A 25,610-nucleotide genomic window follows, 5' to 3' on the forward strand; every position below is an offset into this window, starting at 1 on the left:
CGCAGGGCCCGCGCCGTCCCTTTCCGGCGATTTCCGCCGGGTGAGAAGACACGACACCTGACCGCGCCGTGGCGCCTTTTCCCGCGCCGGATTGCGGATTCACCCGGCGAACCGTCAAACTCATCGGCGCGTACATCTTTTCGCATGCGCGGCAGTAGTTTGCAGTTGATCGGCGCGCACGTCCAACACCACCCCCCGGGCGGGCGCCCATTCCCGCGAGGAAACGCGAGCCACCACACATGACCGACACCCGGGCGGCGCATCTCTGCCGCCTCACCGTCCACGCCCCCGGCAGGGTCGTCGACCTGGCCGTGCCCGCCGACGTCCCGGTCGGCGATCTCCTGCCCACCCTCGTCGGTTACGCCGGCGACGACCTGGAGGAGAGTGGCCTGGAACACGGCGGCTGGGTGCTCCAGCGGCTCGGCGAGCCGCCCCTCGACCCCGAACTCACTCTCGACGCGCTCGCACTGCGGGACGGCGAGACCCTCCACCTGCTGCCCCGTGCCGAAGCGCTCCCCGAGGTACGTCTCGACGACCTGGTGGACGGGATATCCAGCACCCTGACCCGGCAGCCGCACGGCTGGAGTCCCGATGCGGGCCGCCGGCTGCTCAACGGCCTGGCCACCGCGACCCTGCTCCTCGGGCTCGTGCTCATCGCGCTGCCCGGCGGCCCGGCCGGCCGGCGGGCCCTGGCAGCCGCGGTCGCCGGGCTGCTGATAGCCGCGGGCGCCGGGGTGGCGAGCCGGGCCGTCGGCGACGGCGCCGCCGCGGCGACGCTGGGCCTGATGGCCGGCCCCTACCTCGCGCTCGCCGGATGGCTGGTACCGGGCGGTGAACTCGCGGGCCCGGACGGCCACGAGGTGCTCGGCGCCCGGCTCCTCGCCGCGTCCGCGGCGGCCGCAGGCGGGTCGGTGCTCACCCTCGCCGCTGTGGGCGTCCGCCCCGCCCTCTTCCTGGGATCGGCGATCGTCGCCCTGGCCGGCGCGCTGGGCGCCGTACTGATGACCACCGCCGCACTCCGCCCCGCGCAGGCCGCCGCCGTGGTGGCGGTGGTCTTCGTCCTCTTCGGCGGCTTCGTCCCCTCGCTCTCCTTCCGGTTCTCCGGCATGCGGATGCCCCCGTTGCCCGGCAACGCGCAGCAGCTCCAGGAAGGCATCGGCCCCTACCCCGCCGCCGACGTACGGGAGCGCGCGATCGTCGCCGACGGCTGGATGACGGCCCTGTTCGCGGCCGTCGGCACCGTCGGGCTGGTCTGCCTCACGGCGCTCTCGCTCGCCGGGACCCTCGCCGCGACCCTGACCGCCGCGGTCCTCGCCCTTCTCCTGCTGCTCCACGGACGCGGTCTCGGAAACGTGTGGCAACGCCTGGCGCTGACAGGGGCCGGGGCGGCGGGAGCCGCCCTCCTGCTGCTCGCGGCAGCGGTACGGATCTCCTCGACGGACCGCCTCGTACTGCTGGCGGGCCTGCTCGCGACCGCCGCCGTCATCGCGATCGCCTCCTGGACCGTGCCCGGCAGGCGGCTCGTGCCCTACTGGGGCCGTGCGGCCGAACTGCTGCACTCCACGGCCGCGATCGCCGTCCTCCCCCTGGCGCTGTGGACGCTCGGCGTCTACGACTTCCTGCGCTCCCTCAACGGCTGACCGAAGGAGCCGAGCAGTCGTGCAGTCCAAACGTGACCAGGTCCAGGCCCACATGTTCGTCATGCAGCGGCTGGCCTCCGGCATGCTGCGCGCCGACCCCGACGCGCCGGAGAGTCCGTCCGGGCGGACCAACAGGGGCGTGGCCATCGGTCTCGTCGTCGCCGTGCTGGTGTGCGCCGGGACCTTCGTGATCGGCCTGATCAAACCGGGAGGCAGCGACTCCTGGAAGACCGCGGGCGACCTCATCGTCGACAAGGGCACCGGCGCCCGGTACCTCTACCTGGAGGGGCGACTGCACCCGGTACGCAACTACGCCTCCGCGCGCCTCCTCGGTGGCAAGGACCTCGGCACGACCACCGTGGGATCCTCCTCGCTGGACGGCACGCCCTTCGGCAGCCCCGTCGGCGTGCCCGGGGCGCCGGACACCCTGCCCCCGGCCTCCGGACTGGACACCGGCAGCTGGCAGGTGTGCTCGGGGCTGGCCGCCACACCGTCCGGGGAGGTCTCCGGCACCACCGCGCTGGCGATCGGCGCGACGGCCGAGGGTGGCGCGCTCGGCGCGGGGCAGGCGGTGCTGCTCGCCGGCCCGGACCGCAGCCGGTACCTCCTGTGGCAGGGCAGCAGGCTCCGCCTCGACGCCGAGGCGGGAGCGGCCGACGCGCTGGGCTACGGCTCCGCCGTCCCCCGGCCCGTGACCGCGGCGTTCCTGGACGCCCTGCCCGCCGGCCCCGACCTGGCGCCGCCCGACGTCCCGGGCCGGGGCTCGCCCGGCCCGGCGCTGGGGAACGGGAGCACCCGGCTCGGCCAGCTCTTCCGGGTCGACGTCCCGGGCACCGCACCCCGCTACCACCTGCTGACCGCGAAGGGCCTGGTGCCCCTGACGGAGACCGGAGCGGCACTCGTCCTGGGCGACCCGCAGACGCGCACCCAGGCGTACGCGGGGCGCGCGCCCACCGCGCGGCCACTCGGATCCGACGTCCTCGGCCGGCACCTCGCCCCGGCGACCGACGCCTTGGCGGCTCTGCCCGCCGCACCGCCCCGGCTGGTGGACATCCCCCGGGACTCGGTCGCCTGCGTCGGTGTCGACGGAACACCGGGCCGTACCCGGGTCAGCGCCGCGGTCCTTCCGGGTGCGGTGCTCGGACCCGCCGTGCAGCCGGCACCCGAGGCACGTCCCTCCTGCCTGGCCGTCGACACGGTCAGTGTGGCTCCCGGCCGAGGCGCCCTGGTCCGCGCCGTGAGCTCCGGCGGCGCCGCGCTGGGGGACACCACCTATGTGGTGGACGGCACGGGAGTGAAGTACCGCGTCGGCTCGTCCACGGCTCTGGAAGCGCTCGGATACGCCGGTGCCACGGCCCGGACCCTGCCGGCGATGCTGCTCGCCATGCTGCCCACCGGCCCGGACCTGACGCCGGAGGCCGCCGAGCGGGGAGCCGCGGAGGTGTCGGCCGGGCAGTGCTCCACCGTGCCCCCCGCCCGCCGGTGAGCCGAAGAATGCGCGAAGAGCCGGCGAAGAACACGGAAACCGTGCCGATCCGATGTTCACGAGAAATTCGAGAAGAGCGGCGCATTTGCCCGATTCATGATCGTTATGCATTTCTCCCGGCGTGTGACCGCCGACGGGAAGAGCGAACGGCGGCGTGGACTCCGGTTCGGGGCCGTTTACTCATCGACGCGCGACTGTCTAATCTTCTGACCCGTCGGTTCGATTCAAACCCAGGAGGATCTGATGAGCGGAGTGCAGTCCGAGGCCGGTGCCACCCAGAATGGCATCAGGGCCCTCAAGCAGGCGTTCACCGGAATCCTCAACTCCAGGCAGGACGTCCAGAACACCCGGACCGATCTCTCCTCGACCTACGCGGGATCCGACGGAGGGAAGTACGGCGAGCTCCTGGACAAGTGGGACGACCAGGTCGACATCATCCTGACCAACCTCCAGTCGATGGTCGACGAGCTCACGGAGACGGCCAAGCAGCACCAGTTCGCGCAGGACACCGCGGGCCAGGACATCAACACGGCGTACAGCCAGGCCGATGCGGTCTTCGACGCCCTCAGCGCCTGACATCACGCCCCCACCGTTCCACCGGCTTCCGTTCCAGCGAGAAGAGGACTCCATGCCCGACTACTCCGACGGTTTCATCAAGGTCGACTACAGCCACGCCGACAACGCGGCCGACGACATGGTCCTGCAGACCGCGGCCATCAAGCGCACCCTCTCCGAGCTCGAGATGGAGCTCCAGACGCTGAAGCAGTCGTGGATCGGCGACGACGCCGACGTCTACACGGGCAAGCAGGCCGCCTGGGACGAGGCGGTCACCCGGATGGAGACGCTGCTGAAGTCTCACGCGTCCCTTCTCACGGACGTTTCCCAGAACTACCGCTGGACCGAGAACTCCCTGTCGCAGCAGTGGTCCGAGATCAGGATCGGCGTGCGCTGATGGCGGACGTCACCGTCCTCGACAAGGCCTGGCTCAAGGGTTTCATCGAGAACCAGTTCGAGAAGTTCAGTGGCTCGCTCGACCGGGTGATCAAGAGCGATCCCGACGCCGATGTCGACTCGATCAAGGACATCGCCGAGGGAGTGCCGACCAACATCACCCTGGCGTCGACGAAGCCACTGATCATCGGCGCCATGGCCGGCGACGCCAAGACGAACGGCGGGCCCCTGAACACGCTGGTCGGCGAAGCGGCCGGGGAGCTGGACCGCGTCCTCACCCACCACGACCTCCTGCTCGACACGGTTCTGGACGCCCTGAACGAGACGCTCGAGAAGTTGGGGAAGACGCAGGGGGACAACCTCACCCTCATCTCCGGAAGCGACTTCCTGGAGATCTTCGAGGACGTCGAGAGCGACTTCGCCGGCGAGGGCGACGACACCTGACGTCCTCGAAGACCACCCTTCCCGCACGATTCCGGAGACCGACGTGTCCGTCGACGGCAAGACGAACAACGACTACTGGAAAGACGCGGTCACCCTTCTGACCGGCTATCCCCTGGAGGGCCAGGACAAGATCTTCGACAGCCTCAAGGGGAACGACGACATCCCCCTGATGCACGTCGAGATCAAGTCGGCCGGAAGCCTGCACGATCTGCTGAACGACGGCTCGGGCGGCTGGCGCAAGGAGAACACCGACTTCGTGGTCCCCTTCATGGTGGACAGCGGATCGAGTGTCAGCTTCCGCAAGGCCTACATCACCCTCCTCGTCACCTACGACGGCAAGGTTCCGGACGGCGCGACGAGGTTCGAGGGGGGTGTGGTCACCAGCAAGGTGCACAAGAAGGGCAAGGACTACGAGTCCTACGACACGACCCGTCTCGCCCAGTACGCCCAGGGCGCCGGCGACGCGTTGCAGGCCCTGCTGGACCCCCCGTACAGCACCCAGGGCTTCGTCAACCGCGGTCTGTCGGTGAGCGACGAACAAGCGGTCGACCTCCTCTCCCTCACCCGGGTCGCCCGGTCGTTCGAGCGGGTGGTCGAGTTCTTCGAGTACGCCGCCAGGGAGACGGAGAACTGGGAGAACACGGTCGTCGGCGAGGGGAACGAGAGCTGGCAGGGCACCGGAGCGAGCCTCTTCCGGGCCTTGGTGCACAAACTCCGCCGCAACTACGAGGGTTACGTCAGCCAGCTCGGCAAGGGCACCCGGGTGGAGGCCATCACCCTGGACAACTACTGGCTCTACTCCCTGGCCGGCCGTTCGCTGGCCCAGGCCCAGGTCGAGATCCACCGCGCCGTGCAGAGTCTGCACACGGCATGGAAGGCGTGGGAGCCGATGAGCTCCCCGCAGCGCTGGGTGTACGACATGCTGCTCGACGCCCGGATCGCCCTGCTGGACCAGATCGATCACGTGGAACCGGTGGTGCCCATCAGCACCTTCGGGTATCCGCAGGCTCCCTACTGGGAAGCCACCCCCGGCTTCTTCGAGGACCTCACTTTCGGAGGGACCACCTACGGTCCGCCCAAGGAGATGGCCACCTGGAAGAAGCTCGGCGACGAAGCGGTGAAACGCTGGCGCGACGCTGTCGACAACGCGTTGGGGACCGCCGGGGCGGACGCCATCGTCGCCGTCAACAAGGCGCTGTCGGCGGCGAAGGACGGTTTCGACAAGAAGCTGACCGACCGGGACGGGACCTCTCTCAGCGAGACCCTGACCAGCGACAAGAGCAAGATCGACGAACGCAAGGCGGAAGAGGAACGCAAGGAGGCGGAGAAGGAGAGGGAGCGGGCCAAGGCGGAAGCCGCGGCGGCCAAGGCCGAGTACGAGAAGGACAAGGCGGAAGCGAAGGCGGAAGCCGAGAAGGAGAAGGCCGAGGCCAAGGCGGAGCAGGCCGCGGCGAAGGCGGAGGCGGAGAGGGAGAAGGCCGAGGCCAGGGCGGAGGCGGAGAAGGAGAAGGCCGCAGCGAAGGCGGAGCAGGAGGCGGCGAAGGCGGAGGCCGAGAAGGAGAAGGCCGAGGCGAAGGCGGAGCAGGAGGCTGCCAAGGCAGAGGCGAAGGCGGAGCAGGCCGCGGCGAAGGCGGAGGCGGAGAACGCGAAGGCCGAGGCCAAGGCCGAGCAGGAGGCTGCCAAGACGGAAGCCAAGGCGGAGCAGGAGGCGGCGAAGGCGGAGGCCGAGAAGGAGAAGGCCGAGGCCGAACAGCGCTACCAGCAGGACAAGGCCGAGGCGGAGCAGGAGAAGACCGCGGCCAAGGCGGAGGCGGAGCAGCAGCAACTTCTCGTCGCGCAGCAGCAGGCGGCAGCCAAGAAGGAGGCGGAGAAGGAGCGCGAACGCGCAACCGCCGAACAGGACGCCGCCAAGGCCGAGGCGGAGCAGGAGAAGGCGGCGGCCGAGGCTGAGCAGGAAGCCGCGAAGGCCGAGGCCAGGGCTCAGCAGGACGCGGCGAAGACGGAAGCCGACGAGGAGAAAGCGGCGGCCAAGGCCGAGCAGGACGCGGCGAAGGCCGAGGCCAGGGCTCAGCAGGACGCGGCGAAGACGGAAGCCGACGAGGAGAAAGCGGCGGCCAAGGCCGAGCAGGACGCGGCGAAGGCCGAGGCCAGGGCTCAGCAGGACGCGGCCAAGGCCGAGGCGGAGCAGGAGAAGGCGGCGGCCAAGGCTGAGCAGGACGCGGCGAAGGCCGGGGCCGAGGCGGAGCGCGCCGCTGCCCAGGGCAAGGCGGACCAGGTCCAGGCGGATGTCAAGGCCGAACAGGACGCCGCCCGGCAGACGGCCGAGCGGGAGAAGTTCGAAGCGGCTCAGCAGGCCTCGGAGGACCGCGCCGAGGCGCAGCGGGAGTACGAGGAGGCGCGGGCCCAAGCGCAGGAGGACCGGGCGGCCGCCGTGGACGACGCGAGGCAACAGGAGGCGGAGGCCCGCGCCGAGTACGAGAAGGAGCGCGCCGAGGCCGATGGACTGCGGGACGACGCCCGGGAGCGCGCCGACTCGGAACGGGCGGCCGCCCGCGCCGAGTACGACCGGGAGATCGCCGACGGGAGGGACCAGAGCGACGCACGGGCCGACTACGAGAAGCAGCTCGCGGACATCGACCGCCGCGAGGCCGATGCCCTCCAGCGCGCCGACGACCTGGAGGAGCAGGCCCGCGCCGACTACCAGGAGGCCAAGGACGAGGCGCGCGCCGACCGGGACGCGGCCAGAGCGGAAGCACAGCGGCAGATCGCGGAGGCCCAGGCCGACTACGACGGACGCAGGGACGAGATCCAGGCCGAGTACGACCGGCTGACGGCCGACGACTACAGCCGGGAGAACTACCTCCAGGACCGTCTCGACGGCTACACGGCTTCCGTGGGGACGAGCGCCGGACCTCTGGCCGACGGACTCCTCACCGACGGGTCGCCCTTCACGAGCGACTTCTCCGAAGGCACGTTCGCGAACGACTACGGAACGCTCGGCGGCCCTTCCGCCTCCTCGGCCCAGTCGGGCCAACAGGCGCCGGCGCAGCAGTCGTCGAGCCCGATGGGTCCCTCGCCGCACATGCCCCGGATGGGCGGCGGAGAGAACGGCAACGCCGCCTCCGAGCGCACCCGGTCCGTGATCGGGCCCGCGACGAGCCGTTCCCGGGGGAGGGGCGCGATCCGGGAGCGCGGGACCGAGGAGAACACCGTACGGACCGGTTCGGTGCCGGTCACCAGTGGCAGCAGCCCCTTCCTGCCTCCCATGGCCGGGGGAGGGGCGTCCGGCGGGAGACAGCAGCAGACGCAGAGCGCCGACCGTGAACGCAACGCGTGGATCACGGAGGACGAGGACGTCTGGGGTACGGACGAAGGCGGCGCCCCCCAGGCGCTCGGCCGCTGAGGAGAGACCGTGAGGGAATCGATCGACGACCGCGTCGCCCGGGCGATGGCGGAACTGGCGGCCACCGAGGCGGCCGTGGGCCGGGCGGAGGAGCGGTTGCGGCAGGTGTCCGTGACCGTGAGTTCGAAGGACCGGTCGGTGCGGGTCACCGTGGGACCCCAGGGCGAGGTGACGCACCTGGAGTTCCTGGACGGCAAGTACCGGACCATGGGCGCCACCGGTCTGGCCGCCGTGGTGATGGAGGCGTTGCGGGAAGCCCGCACCCGGATGGGCCGGGAGGTGGTCGACACCCTGCGACCGCTCGTCGAGTCCGCACCGGGGCGGCCCGCCTCCGCGCGCCTGGACGTCGACTGGGAGAAGCTGTTCGGTTCCGAGGCAGCCGGGGCGGGCGAGACCGCCGCCGGCGCTGCGCCCCCATCGCCGAGCCGCTTCCGCGACGAACTCTACGACGACGACGGTTACGGGAGGACACGCTGATGTCCGGAAGCGGTTACGAGGCGAGCCCCGCGCACATCGCCCGTGAGGCGCAGGCCTTCTCCGACCTCGCGAAGAAGGCGACCAGCTCCAGTGAGTCCTTCACGTCCGAGGTCGAGCGGTACTCCTCCTGGTACGGCTACGGCGACGACTACGCGGACGCGCAGGGACCGGAGTACGAGGCGACCCTCCGGCAGATAGAGGACACCGCCGCCCTGATAGCCGACTCGCTGGCAGCGGTGTACGAGGCCGCCGCGGGCCTTAGCGACCGGGTCCGCCGGCCGCAGGACGAGGCGATCGACGCGATCGGCAGCCACGACCGGGGCGAGACGGGATCGAAGCGCTGACGTGAAGGCCCTCGTCTTCAACGAAGAGCAGCGGACCATGCTCCTCATCCTCATCGGCGAAGTGCCACTCACCGCCAACGAGGAGGACGCATGGAACAGCCGTCTCCCCTACAGGGACCTGGCGAAGAGGAACCGCTCGCTCGCCACTGAGATCGAGACGGTGGTGAACAGGCTCGCCTACTCGCTCCCCGGCGACGTCGGGAAGCAGTTCGCCGGTGCTCTGAAGACGCTCGTCGACGACGGTGGTGTCAACCACCTGGGGAAGTTCTCCGACGCGCTGGACGCGGTGAGCGAGCGCCAGGTCGACAACGCCCTGGAGATCCAGGAGGGCAAGCGGGAGATCATCGCGGAACTCGTCTCCCTCATGATCGAGATCGCCCTCCTGATGGCCCTCGCCTACTTCACGGGCGGCACCTCCCTCACTCAGATCGCGCTGGCCAAGGCCCGGAGCGGGCTGGCGATCCTGCTTGTCCTCCAACGGCTGATGCACAGCGGCCTCCCGCTCTTCGGCGCGGCGCTCGAAGCGCTCCAGGAGGCCTTCATGAGCTTCTGGGTGCGGGTCTCGATGCTCGCCAACCGACCGGGGGAGCGGCCCGACGGCTTCGACTGGGGGAAGATCGGCCGGGACGCCGTCTTCGGGGCGTTCGCCGGACTGCTCGGGGGCGTCGGCGAGATGCTCGGCCACACCTTCAAGAACAACTTCAAGAAGCTCTTCGACAACAAGTGGCTCGGCGAGTTCCTCGATCTTTCGGGGAGCTTCGTGAACGAGGGTTTCGCCGAGTCGGTGGGGGAGACCCTGACCAACGGAATCTACGACAAGACCTGGCAGTGGAAGCCCGACACCTTCTGGCACGCGGGAGTCAGCGGCGCCTCCAACGACCTGCTCTTCCACGGCGCCGGCTCGGGCAGCCTCTGGCTGCGCGACCTCACCTTCACCGGCCCCGACCCGAACGTCGGCCTCCACTCGGGAGCCGGGGGCGGTGCCCGTGCCGGAACGGCCGGCCCCGGCCCTTCGACCACGCACGGCCCGGGGCCCGGCGCGGAGCCGGGGGCGGATCCGCCGCCGCTGCCGTACGTCCCGCCGCCGCTGGTGGGGCACGCACCGCCGGTGGCGTCGACGTACGAGCCGCCGCCGGTGGTGGCGCCCGTACCGACGCCCACCACCGCCCCGTTCCCGGCCGTCCCGCTCCCGTCCGCGCCGGCACCGCTCCCCACCCCGGCTCCGGCCCCGGTCCTGACGACGCCACCGGATCCCGCTCACCCGCGGGTACCGGCGCCCTTGGTGCCCGCACCCGCGCCGCCCGTCCCGGCGCCCCCGCTCCCCGGCGCGACGGCGTCGCCGACCACGGCTTTCACCACCCCGCCGCCGGCCCCGACACCGCCCACCCCGTCTTCCCCGGATCCGCTCCCGCTGGCGACCCGAACGGTTCAGCCGGCGCCCGCGGCGACGACCGAGCCCTCCGCCGCAACGACGCAGCCGCCCGGGGCCTCCACCGAACCGACCGGCGTGGCGTCCGGGCCATCCGGGGTGTCGTCCGTGTCGTCCGACCTGCCCGGTGGGACGACCGAGGCGTCCTCCGCGCCGATGGTCCCTCCCGCGAACACCGCCGCGCCCGGCCGTCCAGTCCCCACGACGAGTGGTCCGGCTGCGTCCCAGTCCGGCGCCCCGACGCCGCCCGGCCCGACGAAGGCGGCGGTCACGAACCCGGCCGGTGCCACGGACGACGCGGCGGACGCGCGGCCGTCCCGGCAGGAGGACTCTGCGGCGAGCCCGGAAGCCGGCACGGCCGACTCTCCCGCAGCCGACGACGAGGGAGCGGATACCCCGGCGAACGGTCCGGGCGTGGAGACGGAGACACCCCGCGCGGAAGACCCCGAGAACCCGGCGAACCCGGACCTTCCGTACCTGCGGCCGCCCGTCAGTTCCTCCGCCCCGCCGAACGGCCCGGACTTCCTGGCCGGCGCGTCCCACGGGACGGACGCGGAAGACGTGGAGATGGAGGAGGGCGGTGACGACGACTTCCGTTCGGACACCGCATCCGATGCCGGGTCGGTCGACTCGGTCGATCTCATCTCGCTGGAGGACTCTGACGACAGCCGCTCCCTCTCGCCGGAGGCGGACGAGGAGAGCGCGTACGGGACGGACGACGAGGCGGACCCGCTCCCGGCGCACCACCCCGTCGACCCCCTCGCCCACCAGCCCCTGCTGGAATCCGTCTTCGGGCCCCGCATCGCCGAGAACCGCATCCACCCCCGGTTGGCGGAGGCCGTCAGCACCCTGGACCACCTGCGTCTGGCCGACGCCGCTCTGGGCCCGATGCCGTTGGACGTGAACACGCTGGCGGCCAGGGTGCTCCACCTGGACCCCGGTGCGCCGGTGGGCTCCGCCGCGCACGGCGAGCTCTTCCGGACGGTGATCGGCGCACTCGACGACGGCCGGGCGCAGAGCCTCGACTCCCTCGCCGCGTACGCGATGGAGGTCGGGGGCGCCCTGTCCGTCTCCCGGGCCCTGCCCCCCGTGAACGGTGTCCCCGCCGGCCGCGACTGGTCGAACTCGCCCCCGCCGTCGGTGCACCCCCACGCGGTGGCCGTCAAGCACGCACCCATGCCGGCGCACATCGTCCAGCCCGCCGACGTCACCGGTGCGGCGCCCTGGCGGGGGAGCCGGCCGTACTACGTCGTGGCCTCCGCGGACGCCGGCGGCATCGTCGTCCGAGGGAACAGCGGTCGCTCCTACCGGGCCTCGGCGGCGGAGTTCGTCGAACTCCTCGCCCACGATCCCGCGTTGACCGGCCTCGCTCCCGGCACGCCGATCGTCCTCGTGGTGCCCTTCGCGGGCGCCGGCGGTCTGGACCTGCCGCGCTCCCTCGCCCGGCGGACCGGCCGTACGGTCTGGTCGTCCAGCGGCCGTGCCGTGCTGCTGCCCGATCCGGCCGGTGGCCCCGCCCTGGTGGCCACCTACGACAGCCACCCCGGTGTGATGCCGGTCGGCGCCTGGATACCCAGCCGCCCGGACGATCTCGACACGGCCCCCGACCCGACGCGGGCCCCTGCCCGGATCCGAACAGTCGACGGCTCATGGGTGCGGGACGCGGACGTGCTCACCCACACCGTGGTCGACGAGTCGAACCGGCCGGCCGGCCGGGCCTCGATGACCCATGCCGACTGGAGCCGGCACTTCGGGTACGTGCCGCTGGGGAGGGAGGCCGGCCACCGGGCCGTCCCGGGCATCACCCACTTCCACCACTGGAACGATGCCCAGCAGCGTGCGGCGAGGAGCCAGGCTCCGCTCTCCGGCCCCGAACCCCTGCCCTGGACCGGCCGGTTCGGCGGCGCCACCCCGTACTTCTGGGGCGGCCACGGGAGCAGCAGCGTGTTCGAGCTGGCCCTGCGCGACGGGCGCCGTGTCGGCGTGGACGGCACCGAGTTCGGCGGCTACCTCCGCCGCCGGCCCAGCGTCTCGCGGCTGGACCGGCGGGCGCCGATCGTGGCGCTCAACTGCATCACCGCCAATGTCCCCGCGGGCGGCGATCCGCTGGAATCCCTGGCCCCGGCCCAGTTGCTCGCCAACGAGACGGACCGCACGGTCTTCTCGCCCACCGGTGAGTTCGGCATCACGCCGCCGATCGGCTCGTTGCCGACGCTCGTGACGCTGCTGACCGACGGCGAAGGCAACCGGGAGGCGTGGGGGGAGTTCCGGCCCGAGCCGATCGGGGACGCGCTCGACACGGTCGCCCGCACCGCCGGCTTCCACACCGCCGCCGGACCGGCCCCCCGCCACGTACGCGAGCGGGCGCTGCGACTGGTGCGCGCGCTACGGCTGAGCGCCGGACCCGACGCCGACGAGGACCCCACCCTGGTCCGCGCGGCGGCTTCGCTCGACCTGTTGCGCGATGACGGGACCTTCCCGGACGGGGCGTCCATGACGGCGCTGGACGTGCTGGACGCGGTGGTGCCGGGAGGGTCACCCGGAAGGATCGCCGGGTACCTGGCGGCCGACCGGCAGGCGCGCGTCCGGGCGCTGCTGTTCGGCGTGGCGGAACAGCCGGGCGACCGTCCCGTTCCGGTGGTGACGACGGGGACGGACTCGCCGCTGCCGGGGACCTCGCAGCCTGGCCGCACATTCCCGGCAACGGAGTCCTCGGGCCGTCCCCCGTACCCGGGCACGGAGCAGCCGGAGCCCGGGTCGCAGGTGCTGGAAGCGGGCGAAGCCGAGGTCTTTCCCCACCTGCCTCCCGCGACGTCCGCCATGGCCGCTCCCGAAGCGCCGGATCCCGTCGTGTCGGCCTCCCGAGTCCCGGCCCCCGTCGTGCCGGTCACCTGGGCGCCACACACCGCCGCGCCGGGCGAGGCCTTGTTCCCGACCACTCCCTCCACCCCCTTGGAACCGATCCCCGAGGAGCCCATGCCCCACGAGGGAATCGTCGGGACTCACACGCCGGAGGCCGCCGGGGGAGGCACCACCCCGGAGACCACCGGGTCCGCCGTGAACGCCCCACCGCCGGCCCCCTCGGACCGGATCCGTCCGCGCCGCGCACCGGACGTCGGACACATCCGCGTCGAGGCGCATCTCGACCGCCGACGACCGCCCCGCATCGATCCTCAGCTCCCGCCACCGCCCTCCGTGTTCGCCGGGACACGCTTCACGGACGGGACGGCTCTGCCGCCACCGCCGGGCCCGGCCGAGGTCATCGCGCCGGACGTGATCGGTGGCGGTAGCGGCCAGCACCGTCCGCAGCTGCGCGCACCCGACGACGTGGTGGCCGAGATCCTCCGGCGACTCGACGCGCAGGCGTCGACCCGGCCGGCGCCCGGCGCCGCGGACGCCCCCGAAGGCACCGGACCGGCGTCCGACATCGCGCGCGCACTCCGGTCCACGCCGGGCGACTTCTCCGGGGACGGTCTCAGCTTCTCGTACAGGACTTCCCGGACACGCACCGGCTGGAAGGTGTGGCGGCGGTCCGCCGCCGACGACGCCGCGCAACGGATCGTTCATGTGCGGGCCCGGCCCTACGGCGCGTGGGAGCGGTTCGCGGACGGTGCGGGCGGCCCGACCAAGTTCGACAGCATGCACCGCACCACCGTCACCACCGGCCAGGTCCATCAGCAGAGCCAGAGCATCAAGATCGGATCCTTGTCCTCCGTGGGGCCCACGTCGCTGATGGGCGCGAAGGGCTTCGGCCGTCTGCAACTGCGCGCCGGCTGGTCGCGCACCGCGAAGTACGGGACGTACGACCAGACCGTCAACCAGACGGAGACCCGCACCCTCGACAGCTCCCACCTGTATCTGGACGACGTCTACTACGAGGTGACGGTCACCGCCCCGCACGACGGCACCGCCCCGCCCACCTCCTTCGGCTTCGGGGTGCGCGACGGGGTCGTGGTGCGGCTGCCGGAGAGCGCCGTCAAGAACGCGGGCCCGAACCGGATGCCGGAGCGGATCCCCCTCGACGCCGCCTCGGACCAGCGGCTCTTCCACACCGAGAGCTACGGCCCCGTGGCCCACCTCCGCGACGCGGCGGCCCGGCACGTCGGAGCGAAGCCCGGGGACACGGCCTACCAGGAGCTGACGTCCTTCTTCTCGACCCGGGGCTTCAACGAGCGGGCCGGAATGCTCGCGGCGGGCCGCGTCGTGACGCCCGTGCTGTTCGACGCCGAGAACGAGCCCCTGGGAGTCTTCTCCGTCCGCGCGACGCCCCGGCGCGCCCTTCTCCTCGGCGAGACCGACAAGGCCGAACTGCGCGACATGGTCCAGTCGGGGTTGCGGAACGACGTCACCCACACCAAGAAACACAGCGAACAGGTACTCGTCGCGGCCGGCCCCGCCTTCAACTCCACCGTGCTGGCGGGCGGCCTGTTCAGAGTCCGCCTGATGGCGGGGCTCAACAGCCGGTTCGGGCGCTCCCGGGGCCGGTCCCGGACGACGGGCGGTACGGGTGCGTTCCGGGCCGGCGGACAGGTGAAGGGGGACCGGACCGGCCTGTACTGGGTGGAGAGGTCGGTCTCGCTGCGGCTGAGCGGAGACCCGGAGGGCCTCGTCCCGGAGCAGACGGTGTGGAGTCTGGAGCGCATGACGCGCACCGAGGCCCGGCGCCTGGCGGGCTTCGACGACGGAACGGCCCGGCTCACCGAACCGTTCGCGCCGGCCTACCTGACCCGCGACGCGCCGCCGACGCTCGGGATGAGCCGCGTGGAGTCGTTCGCCCACCCGGCGGGCGCGCACACCCGGCACATCGGGAGTGCGGGACGGAAGACCTTCCTCGATCACGTCACCGACGAGGTGATCGCGTCGCTGGCGAAGGCCTATCCGAACGCCGTGGCGCCGCTCGACGAACTCGGTCCCCGACGCGCCGGGGTACGGAGCTCCCGCCACTACCGGATCATGCTGGAGAACACCCTCGGCGTGGTCAACGTCCTGTCCCGGCACAGCATGGCGAGCAATCTGCACACGCTGACGACGACCGGTATCCCGGTCCGGCTCACCGACCCGAGCCGGTTCCGCCGCGGCCACCGCTACGTCATGCTCCGGGGCAGCCTCACCAACCGGCGGTACGAGGGAACCCAGAACGACCTCAAGATCCGCTTCAGCCCGCCGGGGAGCCAGCGCCTGGACGGGGCGCAGTCGGACACGCGGGAGTGGCAGGGCGGCATCGAGGGCGTGCTGGCCGGACGGTCCACCAAAGTCGACGACACCAGCGCCCCCCAGCACGTCCTGGCACTCTCGGCGGGAGCACGCGGCGGTCTCGCGAGCACCGTCGAGAGTGCCCACGGGCTCGGCGCCACGCACGAACCCCTGGCGTTCAGTACGAAACCCTCCCACCTGTTCCGCTACGACCTGTCGGTGACGGCGACGGGCGGAGGGTACTGGCGCTTCCGCAGCTGGCTCCGCGGCATGCCCAGCTTCGGTCTGCTGGGGCTCCCGGCCTTCGTCTTCCACGAAGGGGCCACCACGCTGATACCGCCCGGCTCGCTCCAGGGCGAGGTCCTGCTCAGCGTGCCCGGGGAACACGCACCGAAGACCGATCCGCACGCCCCGGGCGCGGTCAACCCCTACCTGCCCACCGCGCCACCGGTCGTCTTCGCCGCCATGGAGCCGGAGCGGGCCGAGGAACTCCTCGCTTCCGACACATCCGTCCCGACCACCGGGCCCGGCGACCAGGACCTCCGGATCCACCCCCACATGGTGTTCAACACCGTGACGCCGCCCGGCATGGGCACCGCCGTGGCCGAGGCGGTCGGCGAGGCGTCCCACGGCTCCTGGGCCCTGACGAACCAGGCGGCCCCGCAGCTCACCACGGTGACGGCCACCCTCCGGCCGTCCTGGGGGACCGCCGACCTCGACAACACCTCGGCCCCCGGAGGAGCGCCCCTGGACGGTCTGTGGGTCGACCGGCTGGGGGTCCTCGGCACGTACGTGCAGCTCACCCACAAGACCGCGTACACCCGCCTCACCCCCCTCACCGGCGCGGTGCCCGTCCAGACGGAGACCACGGTCGGCGGGAGCATCGTCGTCTCGGGCCGGATGACCAGCACGGTCTCCCTCTCCGTGGGCGGGCAGCTGACGACCCTCCAGGCGCACACGCCGGACCCGGCCAAGGAGGGGTTCAACGGTGCCTACGGGGTCGTCGCGAACCCCTACGCGAAGTCGAAGGCCGTCAGCGTCGAGGTGGTCCGGAGCGTCGTCGCCGAGATCAACCGCAAGGACCAGGGCCACCACGTGGTGGTGGCCGCCGACATCACGCACTACTTCCTCACGGCCGCGGGTTCTCCGGCCGCGCCGCGGCGGGTGCGTGGCAGAGAGGGCACCGTACCCGGAGGCGTGCTCATGCACCTGCCGGAGAAGACCGCCCATCGTCTGAAGGTCCTCGACGACGGTCTGGGGGACGTGCCGATGTACGCCGAGAGCCCCTGGACCTCACAGCCCTGGATGGACGACGACCCGTTCGGAGGGTTCCCGGTCAACTCCCTGGACACTGCGGAGGTCCTCGGCCGCTTCGCCAGGGCGCTGCACGGCAGCGGGATGGACACGACCAGCGCGCAGTCGATCAGGGCCCTGGTCTCCGCCCGGATCGGCCGGGCGCTCGGCAAGGAGATGATCGGGGCGGGCACCTCGGTCCTGATCAGGAGCGGACGGTACGGCTGGGGGACGGTCAACATCGGCGGGCGGTCGCTGCGCGTGCGGGCCCGGCTCATCGCGGTCGGCTCGGAGTTCCACGGACTCGGCCACAGTGTCGAGTTCGAGGAGAACCGGCACGCCGCCGAAGGGGAGCAGCACGCCGAGCGGCGGGCGAGCGGGCCCGACTTCGGCACGATGGTCGCGGAGACCGCGCACACCCAGGATCCGGTGGCCAAACGGGCCGGACTGACGTACACCGAAGTCGCCTCGGTCCGGCGGATCGTCACCAGCCAGCGGTCGGACGGAACCGTCGGCATCCACACGGCGACCACGACCGAGCCGTACGCCGAGTACTCCACGCGATACCGGCTGAGGATCACCCTGGACGTCGTCGAGGGCGGAGCCGACGAGGAGGAGAGCGCCTGGGAGGCGTTTCGGGGGAAGCGGCGCGTCTCCGAGGAAGGCGACGCCGGTGTACTGCGGGAGCACATCCCCCTCAGCCTGATGCGTCCCACGGCTCCCGGCACCGGCCAGGAGTCCGACGTGCTGGAACCACCGGCGATCACCGCCGGCTCCACCTCGCGACCCCTGGGACGGATGACCCCCGCCGCCCTCGAGGAATGGCGCGCCACCCCACTGCCGGACGGGACGAGCGGCCCCTTCACCCTGCCGGAGAGCGGCTTTCTGGTCAGGCGGATCGCGGGGCTGGAGAACATCCGGGGCGCCGGGACCCTCGCCCTCGGCGACGCGTACAGGCGCCGGACCCCGGGGCCCCCGTCCAAGGCCCTGCTGGAGGCCGGCAACACGGGGCTCACCCGCGCGGGCACCCCGGCGGCCCAGGCGCTGGAGCGGGGCACCGCGAACGCCATGCTCTCGACCTTCTACGGCGACACCCTGGGGCCGAAGGGTTACCGGCCCCACGGACTGACCGAACGAAACTTCCTCGGAGCCGCGGACGGAACCCTCGCGCTCCACTCGAAGCCGGACTTCGGCCGGGCCAGGCTGTTGACCGTGTCCTACGGCATGAAGACCGAGGAGTCGAGACGAACCACCCACGGCAGCGGCTCCGGGGTGGAGAACGACACCTCCCACGACGTCTCCCTGGGTGCGGGTCCGGTCGTCTCCTCGCCGTCGACGGGCACCAACCCTCACACGGCGGCGCTCACACCCGTCGACACGGGCACGGCCGGAGGACCGTCCGACGCCGCGAACACGGTCAGTTCCCTCAACGTCAAACCCGATCCCGGCAGGACCTTCCTCTTCGCGATCCCGACCACCTGGCTCAGCGTCGGCGAAGTACGGCGCCATCTCACGGACGCCGCGCCGGTACGGAACGTCCGCGGTCCGCTCGGCCTTCGGCTGGACCCCGGCCCCCAGGCGATCGAGACGGAGGCCACCGTCATGGCGTGGATCCGCGAGGACGTCGCCCGTGACCTCGGCCTCATCGACGCCACCTCGTTTCCCCAGGACGTCGCGTCGTCCTGGGACGCCGCCGACGCGGCGGCGAAGGCGTGGGTCGCCGCCGACAACGCCTACTGGAAGGTCCGGCGACCCGAGCTGGACCTGCGCGCCCGTCGTGACACGGCCGAGGAGGAGTTCACGAGCCTGCGGGAGGAGCTGCCCGCGGCCCTGCGGGCCGAAGAGACCGCCCACGAGCCCCTCGCCACCGCCGAACGGGCGCTGCGCACGGCGGAGGAGGCGGACGCCGATGCGCGGACGGAAGCCGAACGCGTGAAGAAGCGGGTGGACACGCTCGAAGGAGCCGGCCGCCGGCCGGTGCCGACGGACCCCGGCAGCGGCCAGGACGAAGCCGACCGGAAACTGCTCTCGGCACGCCTGCTCGCCGAACTCACCGCACGGGTGGCGGCCGGCCGAGTCCGCGCGCTCGCCGACGCGCGGACCCTGCGCCGCGAGACCGAGGCCGCGACGCGGGAAGCCAGAGAAGCGGCCACCCTGCACCGGGAGGAAGTCGAGCGGCGGCTACCGCTGGCCCGGAAGAGGGCCGAGGCGGTCCGGGACACCTGGCGCGACGTGACCGAGCGCTTGGCAGCGCTGAAGAAGGCGGCCGACACGGCCGCCGCGGAACACCACCGGGTGCGCCGTGCGGCCGACCGGATCACCCGGTGGTACCAGCTCAACGCCACCGAAGAAGGCAGGGCACAGCTGGGCGCACTGGAGGCTCCCGCCGCCGCGACCTTCGCCCCGGCCCCGAAGAAACCGACCGGGCAGAAGAGCACGGCGCGCTTCAGCACACCGGCCAACACCCCCGGCGCGACCCGGCTCACCGCACCCAGGGGGGAGACGGCGCCACCGCCGTCCTTCGTCCTCCAGCCGCCCTCGGCGAACGGTGACGGATTCTTCCGCTCGCTCGCCGAAGGGCTGGGCCACCACGGTCCCGAGCTGCTGGGCGCCCACTCCCTGGACCCCGCGGCCCCGTCCTTCACCTCCGACCTCCTGGAGCTGCTCGCCGGGCGGCTGCGGACCGAAGTCGCCGGCGACCCTTCGCTGCAAGCGTTCTTCGCACCGGACGAGACCGACACCTTCACCCAGGAGGACCTCGACGCCGCGGGCATCGACCTTCCCCCGCACAGCCCGGAACGCATCGAGTTCGAGGCCACCGGGCGGCTCTCTCCCTACCGGGAGTTCCTCCCCGCCCAGCTCGCCGAGCTGGCGGCGCGGCAACTGCTCCGCTCGGCCGGGCTGACCGGTGAGAGCCGCTGGAACCACGCCGCGTCGGACGTACTGCCGCTCCTCGCCGCACGTACCTTCCACGTCGCCGTCACCGTCGTCACCGGACGCGGCGGCTTCCAGGAGTTCCGGCCGCACCCCGACACAGGAGCGGCCGTCCCCCAGGTGGTGATGTACCTGGACGGCGGACGGTACCGGTACGCGCGGCCCTCCGGCGACGCCCCGGCCACCACGCTCCCCGCTCCCGCGCCGGAGACCACCGCCCCGGTCCCGCCGGCCGACGGGCCGGCACCGCGGCCCGCCCACACCGCACCGCCCTGGTACCCGTCGACCTCCGGCGCGCCGGTGTTCGACGCCTCGGGGGACCACCGCCTCCTGGTCGGACCGGACGAGGACGCGACCGTCTACGACCTGGTGGCCCCCACCGCCGACGGCAACCGCTTCTTCGCCGCCGTCGTGGAGGCCCTCCGCGGCCCGGACACGCCGGCGGACCCGGCACGTGCGGTGGGCGGACCGGGCGAGGGGGCCGGGGGAGTGGAGCTGCGGGCGCTCAGCGGAGCGGGGAGGCTGCGCGGCCAGGTGTCGAGCGCCCCGCTGCCGGACACCGCGCGGCTGGATCCCGGCGCGGTCTTCCGGCCGGACGAGATCCGGGCCGCGGGGATCGACCTCGACGAGGACGGCGAGCGCGCCCTGCGGCTCAGGGGCGGCGTGCTTCCCGCCGATCTCGCCGTCTCCCTCACCCCGGACGAGCGCATGGCCCTGATCCGCTCGCAGTTGCGCTCCGCAACCGCCTGGAACCGTGAGACCGCCGACCTCGCCGCCGAACTCGCCGCGAGGGCAGGGAACCTGACGCTGACGCTCGTACGCGAGGACGGTACGTACCGGACCTTCCGTGGAGCACCGAGCGCCACCGCGACCCCGGTCGTGCTCTACGAACGCGGCGGAGAATATCTCGCCGCCCGTCCCCGCACCCCTGCCGCCGTGCCACCGGACCCCTCGCCGAACAGCGCCCTGCCGCCCGTTCTGCCGGTGCGGCCCGACCCGCTCGACCCGCCCGTGCTCCCCGACCCGCTCGACCCGCCCGTGCCCGCATCCGCTGTCCCGCTGCCGGTCCCCGCGACGGAGAGGCCGGAGAAGCCCGCGGACACGAAGCCGCGGAAGAAGCCCGGGGAGAGGGAGCCGGAGCAGCTGGGGAAGATGCCGGCCCCCACGGAGGGGCAGAGGGCCGAGTCCCTGCGCGTCGGAGAGCGGTCCTTCGCCGTCCGGCCGGTGCGGGGCGACGGAGACTGCCTCTTCGCCTCGGTTCTGACCGGTGCCGCCCTCGACACGAGCGCCGCGCGGCTCCGGGCCGACACCACCAGGTGGCTCCAGGAGGAGAGCGGAGACTCGACCAGGGCCGAGATCGATCTGGGCGGCACCCCGCTGGAATGGCTCCTGCAGGACCGGTTCCGGAGCGCGGAGCGGCTGCGGGAGCTGCTGGGGCTGTCCGGTGCGCGACGCCGGACCGAGCTGTCGGAGCTGCTGGCGAGCGGCAGGCGCGCCGCGCCGCGCGGCGAGACACCCGAACGACGCGTCCGGCGGGAGAGACTGGAGGACGAGGCGACCCTGCGGGAGGAAGTGCTCAGGCGCCTCAGGGTGCCCGAAGGCGCGCCCGGGCACGCGGAAGCGGATCGCCTGTGGTCCCGGGTACTGGCCGTGGCGGCGCCCGCCGTCCAGAAGATGGGTCCGCTGCGGAGCCGGATCTCCGCCGACCGTACGCCACTCAGCGACCTCGTCGTTCTGGCCCTGCGGAACACCGATCTGTGGCACACGCCCTTCTTCGACCAGGCACCCCACATCCTCGCGCTCGCCCTCGGGCGCCCTCTGCGTGTCGTCACCCGGCACGCAGAGGGGGCCGTGCACGTCGACGAGCTCAACCCCTCGGCACCGGGCGCGCCTCTGTACGTCCTCCACAACGGCACGGACCACTACGACGCCCTGGTCCCCGACGACACAGCCCCAGGCAGCGCCGTTTCCGACAGCGCCGTTTCGGGAGCGACAGCAGACCCCACCGCACCCGTCCCGGCTCCCGAGGTGAACTTCCTCCGGACGGCCGACCCCTCCGGTTTCGCGGCCTCCCTCGCCTCCCTCGCCGCCCGTTCGGGCCGTCCGGAGCTCTCGAACCCCGCCCCGGGAGGGACCACGACCCCAGACGGCCCGGTGCGGGGCTTCGCACGATGGGCGGCGGATCACCTGCTCGCCGGTGACGTACCGGACGCGGAGTTCGGCCCTGCTCAGGTGACTCTCCTCGAACTCAGGGCGCTGAAAATGGATCTGACGGAGGGACAACTCGCAGAGATCACGCTCTCCGGTGAACTGCCGACAACCTCACTGAACCTTGACCGTTCGCAGAGACTGCGGCTCCTGCTGCTCCGGCTGTCGGACCCGCTGGATCCCGCGGACCCCGCGCACCTCGTGGCCCTCCGGGCGTTGCTGGCCGTGGCGGCACGGGAGCTCCGCACGCGCATGTGCCTGATCCTGCCGGACGGGGAGGAGTTCCGCTTCGAGCCGCCCGCTGCGCGTGGCAGTACCGGCAGCGACTGACCCCCCTGTGTTCAGGGCCCGTTCACCGGAGTGCGCGCGAGCCATGAACCAATGAGGGACGTAGCGACGACGCGTTGAGCGTCCCGAGGCACCAGAAGTCATTGCCGGGGAAGGACAACTGATGGCAGGCCCACAGAACCGCGACGCCGAGGCCCGGAGCTCCGGCGAACCCGCCGTTCGTCCTTCGGGTTCCGCAGGGGCGGTCGAAGAACCGACGTCCGGGGCGGCGGCCGATGCGCGGGGCCGGGGAGACGTCTCCGTACCCGGAGTAGGACTGGGCGCTCCCGGTTCTCCCCGGGAGGAGCCGCCCGCGGCCGCCGCTCGCGGGGAGACGGCGGAGGCTGCCGGGGCCGGACCCTCCCCGGCGACGGGGGAGCCCGCTCCGCCGAGTGCCGCTGCTGCCACGGCCTCCGGAGAATCCGGCGGCGAGGAGCCGGCGAACGCGGCCGATGCGAACACGGCGGAGGGGAGCGCCGAAGCGGCGGAGCGGGCCGGCGGTGCGGCGCGGGCGGAAGGCGCGGCTGCGGCAGGAGCCACCGCGCCGGCAGCCGCGACGGCGACCGCCGCCCGCGTCGGGGCGGTCGGCGAAGGCGCCCTCGCCGCCACCGGCACCGGAGCGGACCGGGAGGGGTCCGCACACCGTCCGCGCAAGGCGATGCTCGCCGCGGCCGCCCTGGCCGGCTCGGTGCTGCTCGCCGTACCGTTCCTGCTCGCCGGTGACAAGCACGACCACGACCACGACAACGTCGAGTCGGCGGACTACCAGGCCGGCACGACCCTGCAGGACCGGCTGCCCGACGACGGCGCCGGAGTGCCGGGCGCGTATGCGGCCGAGTCGCCGAAGCCCAGTGTGCTGCCCTCCTCCTCGGCCTCCCCGACCGCGAAGGCGCAGACCGGCGGGGAGCTCCCCGTCGTCCATCCGGGCGGGGCGGCGGACCGGCAGGAGCCGATCGGGGCCGCGAGCCCCTCCCCGTCGCCGAAGGCCGCCGCCGCTCCGAAGGCGAAGGCGAAGGCGGCGGGCACGCCGAAGGCCGAGCCCACGACCGAACGGAAGGCGGCGACCGTCGCGGCGCACCCCAGCATCTCCCGGGTGCTGATCAAGAACCTGAAGACGCAGATGTGCGCGGACCTGCCGGCTTTCGGCAAGGGCACGTCCACGGGCCCGGTGAACCAGTCGACCTGCAACAGCAACAGCGACGACAACCAGATCTGGACGCTGGACATGAGGTACCCCCACACCAGCCCCAAGGGCGGGGATCTCTACCAGATCCGGAACGTCACGGACGGACTCTGCATGGACCTGCCGGGGTACGGGTCGAACGGCATCACCACCCCGATCAGCGAGTACCCGTGCAACGGCACCACCGCCGACAACCAGCTCTGGTGGCTGGACCCCCGGGCCGGCGGCTACTACTGGATCCGCAGCTTCTCCAGCAACGGGCTCTGCCTGGACGTCGCGTCGGCGAACGGGACCGGCCGGGACTCCCGGCTGACGATCTTTCCGTGCAGCGACTCGGACGACCACCGCTGGTCCTTCGTCGGCTGAGGACGCGGAAAGAGCGTCGTGCGATCTCGGCCGCCCGGGTCGGGTCAGTCGGAACGGGAGCGCCGGTGGGCGGCCACCCGTTCGCGGGTGGCACACCGGCGGGAGCAGTAGCGCCGCTCGGGGCCGCGGCCCCCGGTGAGGTAGACGTTGCGGCAGCCGGGAGAGGAGCAGACGCCGCCGGGCGGCCGTTGCGCATCCCAGAGCAGGACGGCGAGGGCCATGCACGACGAGGCGAGGAACCACTCGTTCCACGGGGCCTCGTCGTCGTGGTCGAGATGGGGGTGCCAGGGGCTGCCGCCGCCGTGGGAGGTGAGCCGCAACCCTCCGGTGTGCTCCCGCAGGAGGCGGTTGAGCACCCCCGCGGCGGCATCGGTGTGCTCGGCGGTGAACACCTCCCGCACCAGGCCGGCGACATCGCGCATCGCACGGACGTCCTGCGGGGCGAGGACGACCGGCTCCCTCTCGCCGAAGGCGCGGAGCACACCGGCGATCCCGGCCGCGTCGGCGCGTGGATCGGTGCCCTCGCCGACGAGCGCGTTGACCAGCGCGACCGCCCGCCGGGCGGAGCTGAGGACGGAGTGCCGGGTGGACCAGTCCCCGGCGGACGACGATGACGACGGGGGAGACGGAGAGGAGGCGGCGGACATCCGCCGAATGTAACGCATATTGCGCATGTTTGAGTTACCTCGGTAACGTCCCGCGGGTGAGGAGAAGTCGTTTCCCCGCGGTCTTCCTCGTCGGGGCTTTCGTCGCCCGGACCGGCGAGGAGACGTCCGGGCCCGCGCTGCTGCTGGCCGGCGCCGCGCTCACCGGGTCGGTCACCGAAGGGTCCTCGCTGCTCGCGGGCGTCACCGTCGCCGCCGTGGCGGGGGGACCGGTGACCGGCGCGCTGCTGGACCGCTCGCGGCGTCCCGGCCGGATGCTCGCCGTCGCCCTCGCCGTGCACGCACTGGGGCTCGGGGCGGTCCTCCTGGCGCTCGGGCGGCTGCCGTTCGCCGCCGTGCTCCCGATCGCGGTCTGCACTGGGCTGACGGGGCCCGCCCTCTCGGGCGGATGGACCGCCCGACTGCCGGAGACGACCTCGCCCGACCGTCTGCACCGGGCGAGCACGTACGACGCCATGACCATCGGCGCGGCAGGTCTGGCCGGCCCGGCGCTCGCGGGCGGCACCGCCGAGGTGTGGGGCGCCCCGGCCGCCCTGGTCGTCGCGGCGGCACTCGTCGGCTCGGCGCTGCCCGCCGCGTGGGCGCTGCCCGCCCGCGCGGGCGGGGGAGGGCGGGTCCGGGCGTCCTCCCTCCGCGGTGACCTCGCCGCCGGAGCCAAGGCCGTGCTGCGTACTCCCGCCTTGGCCCGTGCCACCCTCACCTCGACCCTCAGCTGCGCTGCTCAGGGCATGCTGGCGGCCTGCGCGGTGCCCCTGGGCGAACGCGTCCTGGGAGGAGCTGGCCGAGGTGCCATGCTCCTCGCCTGTTCGGCGATCGCGGCGCTGGCGGCCAACGCCGTCCTCGCGAGGCACCCGCGCCCTCTCGCCCCCGACACGATCGTCTGGGCCGCGGCACTCGTCCAGGCGGCAGCCCTGACCCTCGCCGCCTGGGCTCCTCCCGCCTTGCTCCTCGGAGCCGTACTCCTGGCGGGTGTGGGTGAAGGCCCGCAGCTCGCGGCCGTGTTCGCGATCCGGCACCGCGAGTCACCACCCCGTCTGCGCGGCCAGGTCTTCACCACCGGCGCCGGAGCGAAACTGACGGCGTACGCGCTGGGAGTCGCCGTCGCCGGACCGGCCGCGAGCCGGTCCCTCCCGGGCACGCTGCTCCTCGCGGCGAGCGTGTCGGTCGTCGCGGCGCTCTGCTTCTTCATGGTGCCGTCGGCGGCGCCGTTCCCGACGCCGGACCGGACGGCGAACCGGCCCCGCCCCTGACCGGTGACCGGCAAGAA

The 25,610-nt window shown here is 72.7% G+C and carries 12 protein-coding genes; 11 read left to right on the plus strand and 1 reads right to left on the minus strand.

All coding sequences use genetic code 11. From position 1 onward, the window contains the following. Positions 1 to 239 precede the first annotated feature (239 nt). The 10 genes from eccD to PZB77_RS30170 all read left to right on the plus strand — a co-directional run bounded on the left by eccD (position 240) and on the right by PZB77_RS30170 (position 23,678). Positions 240 to 1,640 carry a type VII secretion integral membrane protein EccD gene (eccD, locus tag PZB77_RS30125; RefSeq protein ID WP_275495786.1) on the plus strand — a complete coding sequence of 467 codons (1,401 nt, stop codon included), beginning with the start codon at positions 240 to 242 and terminating at the stop codon, positions 1,638 to 1,640. Between the two features lie 19 nt (positions 1,641 to 1,659). Further along, positions 1,660 to 3,126: a type VII secretion protein EccB gene (gene eccB, locus PZB77_RS30130; RefSeq protein ID WP_275495787.1), complete on the plus strand. Its 1,467-nt coding sequence runs from the start codon at positions 1,660 to 1,662 to the stop codon at positions 3,124 to 3,126. A gap of 243 nt (positions 3,127 to 3,369) precedes the next feature. Next, a complete protein-coding gene (locus tag PZB77_RS30135; RefSeq protein ID WP_275495788.1) occupies positions 3,370 to 3,702 on the plus strand; it encodes a hypothetical protein in 333 nt (110 codons plus the stop codon). A 52-nt stretch (positions 3,703 to 3,754) separates the two neighbouring features. Beyond that, on the plus strand, positions 3,755 to 4,078 hold the full coding sequence (locus PZB77_RS30140; RefSeq protein WP_275495789.1) for a WXG100 family type VII secretion target: 324 nt from the start codon (positions 3,755 to 3,757) through the stop codon (positions 4,076 to 4,078). Then, entirely contained in the window at positions 4,078 to 4,521 is a 444-nt protein-coding gene (locus tag PZB77_RS30145; protein ID WP_275495790.1) for a type VII secretion system-associated protein, read from the plus strand. Before PZB77_RS30140 ends, PZB77_RS30145 begins: the two co-directional genes overlap by 1 nt. Before the next feature lie 43 nt (positions 4,522 to 4,564). Continuing rightward, on the plus strand, positions 4,565 to 7,924 hold the full coding sequence (locus tag PZB77_RS30150) for an AAWKG family protein (RefSeq protein WP_275495791.1): 3,360 nt from the start codon (positions 4,565 to 4,567) through the stop codon (positions 7,922 to 7,924). A gap of 9 nt (positions 7,925 to 7,933) precedes the next feature. Beyond that, positions 7,934 to 8,401 (plus strand): YbaB/EbfC family nucleoid-associated protein, encoded by a 468-nt coding sequence (locus PZB77_RS30155; RefSeq protein WP_275495792.1) that lies wholly within the window; start codon positions 7,934 to 7,936, stop codon positions 8,399 to 8,401. After that, the gene (locus PZB77_RS30160) at positions 8,401 to 8,745 is read left to right on the plus strand and encodes a hypothetical protein (RefSeq protein ID WP_275495793.1); all 345 of its coding nucleotides are present in this window, start codon (positions 8,401 to 8,403) and stop codon (positions 8,743 to 8,745) included. Before PZB77_RS30155 ends, PZB77_RS30160 begins: the two co-directional genes overlap by 1 nt. 1 nt (position 8,746) lies before the next feature. After that, complete coding sequence (locus PZB77_RS30165) at positions 8,747 to 22,132, plus strand: lonely Cys domain-containing protein (RefSeq protein ID WP_275495794.1); 13,386 nt, start codon at positions 8,747 to 8,749, stop codon at positions 22,130 to 22,132. Between the two features lie 121 nt (positions 22,133 to 22,253). Then, positions 22,254 to 23,678, plus strand: a complete 1,425-nt coding sequence (locus PZB77_RS30170) for an RICIN domain-containing protein (RefSeq protein WP_275495795.1) — start codon at positions 22,254 to 22,256, stop codon at positions 23,676 to 23,678. A gap of 44 nt (positions 23,679 to 23,722) precedes the next feature. On the opposite strand, the gene PZB77_RS30175 is transcribed toward PZB77_RS30170, so the two are convergent. Then, on the minus strand, positions 23,723 to 24,325 hold the full coding sequence (locus PZB77_RS30175) for a CGNR zinc finger domain-containing protein (RefSeq protein WP_275495796.1): 603 nt from the start codon (positions 24,323 to 24,325) through the stop codon (positions 23,723 to 23,725). Positions 24,326 to 24,381: 56 nt separating this feature from the next. On the opposite strand from PZB77_RS30175, the gene PZB77_RS30180 reads away from it, so the two are divergent. Further along, positions 24,382 to 25,593 (plus strand): MFS transporter, encoded by a 1,212-nt coding sequence (locus PZB77_RS30180; protein ID WP_275495797.1) that lies wholly within the window; start codon positions 24,382 to 24,384, stop codon positions 25,591 to 25,593. Positions 25,594 to 25,610 lie beyond the last annotated feature (17 nt).

Origin of the sequence: Streptomyces sp. AM 2-1-1 (assembly GCF_029167645.1) — a bacterium.
Taxonomy (GTDB): domain Bacteria; phylum Actinomycetota; class Actinomycetes; order Streptomycetales; family Streptomycetaceae; genus Streptomyces.

What these genes read in the sequence shown, in the direction of transcription:
- eccD (WP_275495786.1), top strand. Translation starts at nt 240, where the DNA reads ATGACCGACACCCGGGCGGCGCATCTCTGCCGCCTCACCGTCCACGCC.
- PZB77_RS30135 (WP_275495788.1), top strand. Translation starts at nt 3,370, where the DNA reads ATGAGCGGAGTGCAGTCCGAGGCCGGTGCCACCCAGAATGGCATCAGG.
- PZB77_RS30140 (WP_275495789.1), top strand. Translation starts at nt 3,755, where the DNA reads ATGCCCGACTACTCCGACGGTTTCATCAAGGTCGACTACAGCCACGCC.
- PZB77_RS30145 (WP_275495790.1), top strand. Translation starts at nt 4,078, where the DNA reads ATGGCGGACGTCACCGTCCTCGACAAGGCCTGGCTCAAGGGTTTCATC.
- PZB77_RS30160 (WP_275495793.1), top strand. Translation starts at nt 8,401, where the DNA reads ATGTCCGGAAGCGGTTACGAGGCGAGCCCCGCGCACATCGCCCGTGAG.
- PZB77_RS30170 (WP_275495795.1), top strand. Translation starts at nt 22,254, where the DNA reads ATGGCAGGCCCACAGAACCGCGACGCCGAGGCCCGGAGCTCCGGCGAA.
- PZB77_RS30175 (WP_275495796.1), bottom strand. Translation starts at nt 24,325, where the DNA reads ATGTCCGCCGCCTCCTCTCCGTCTCCCCCGTCGTCATCGTCGTCCGCC.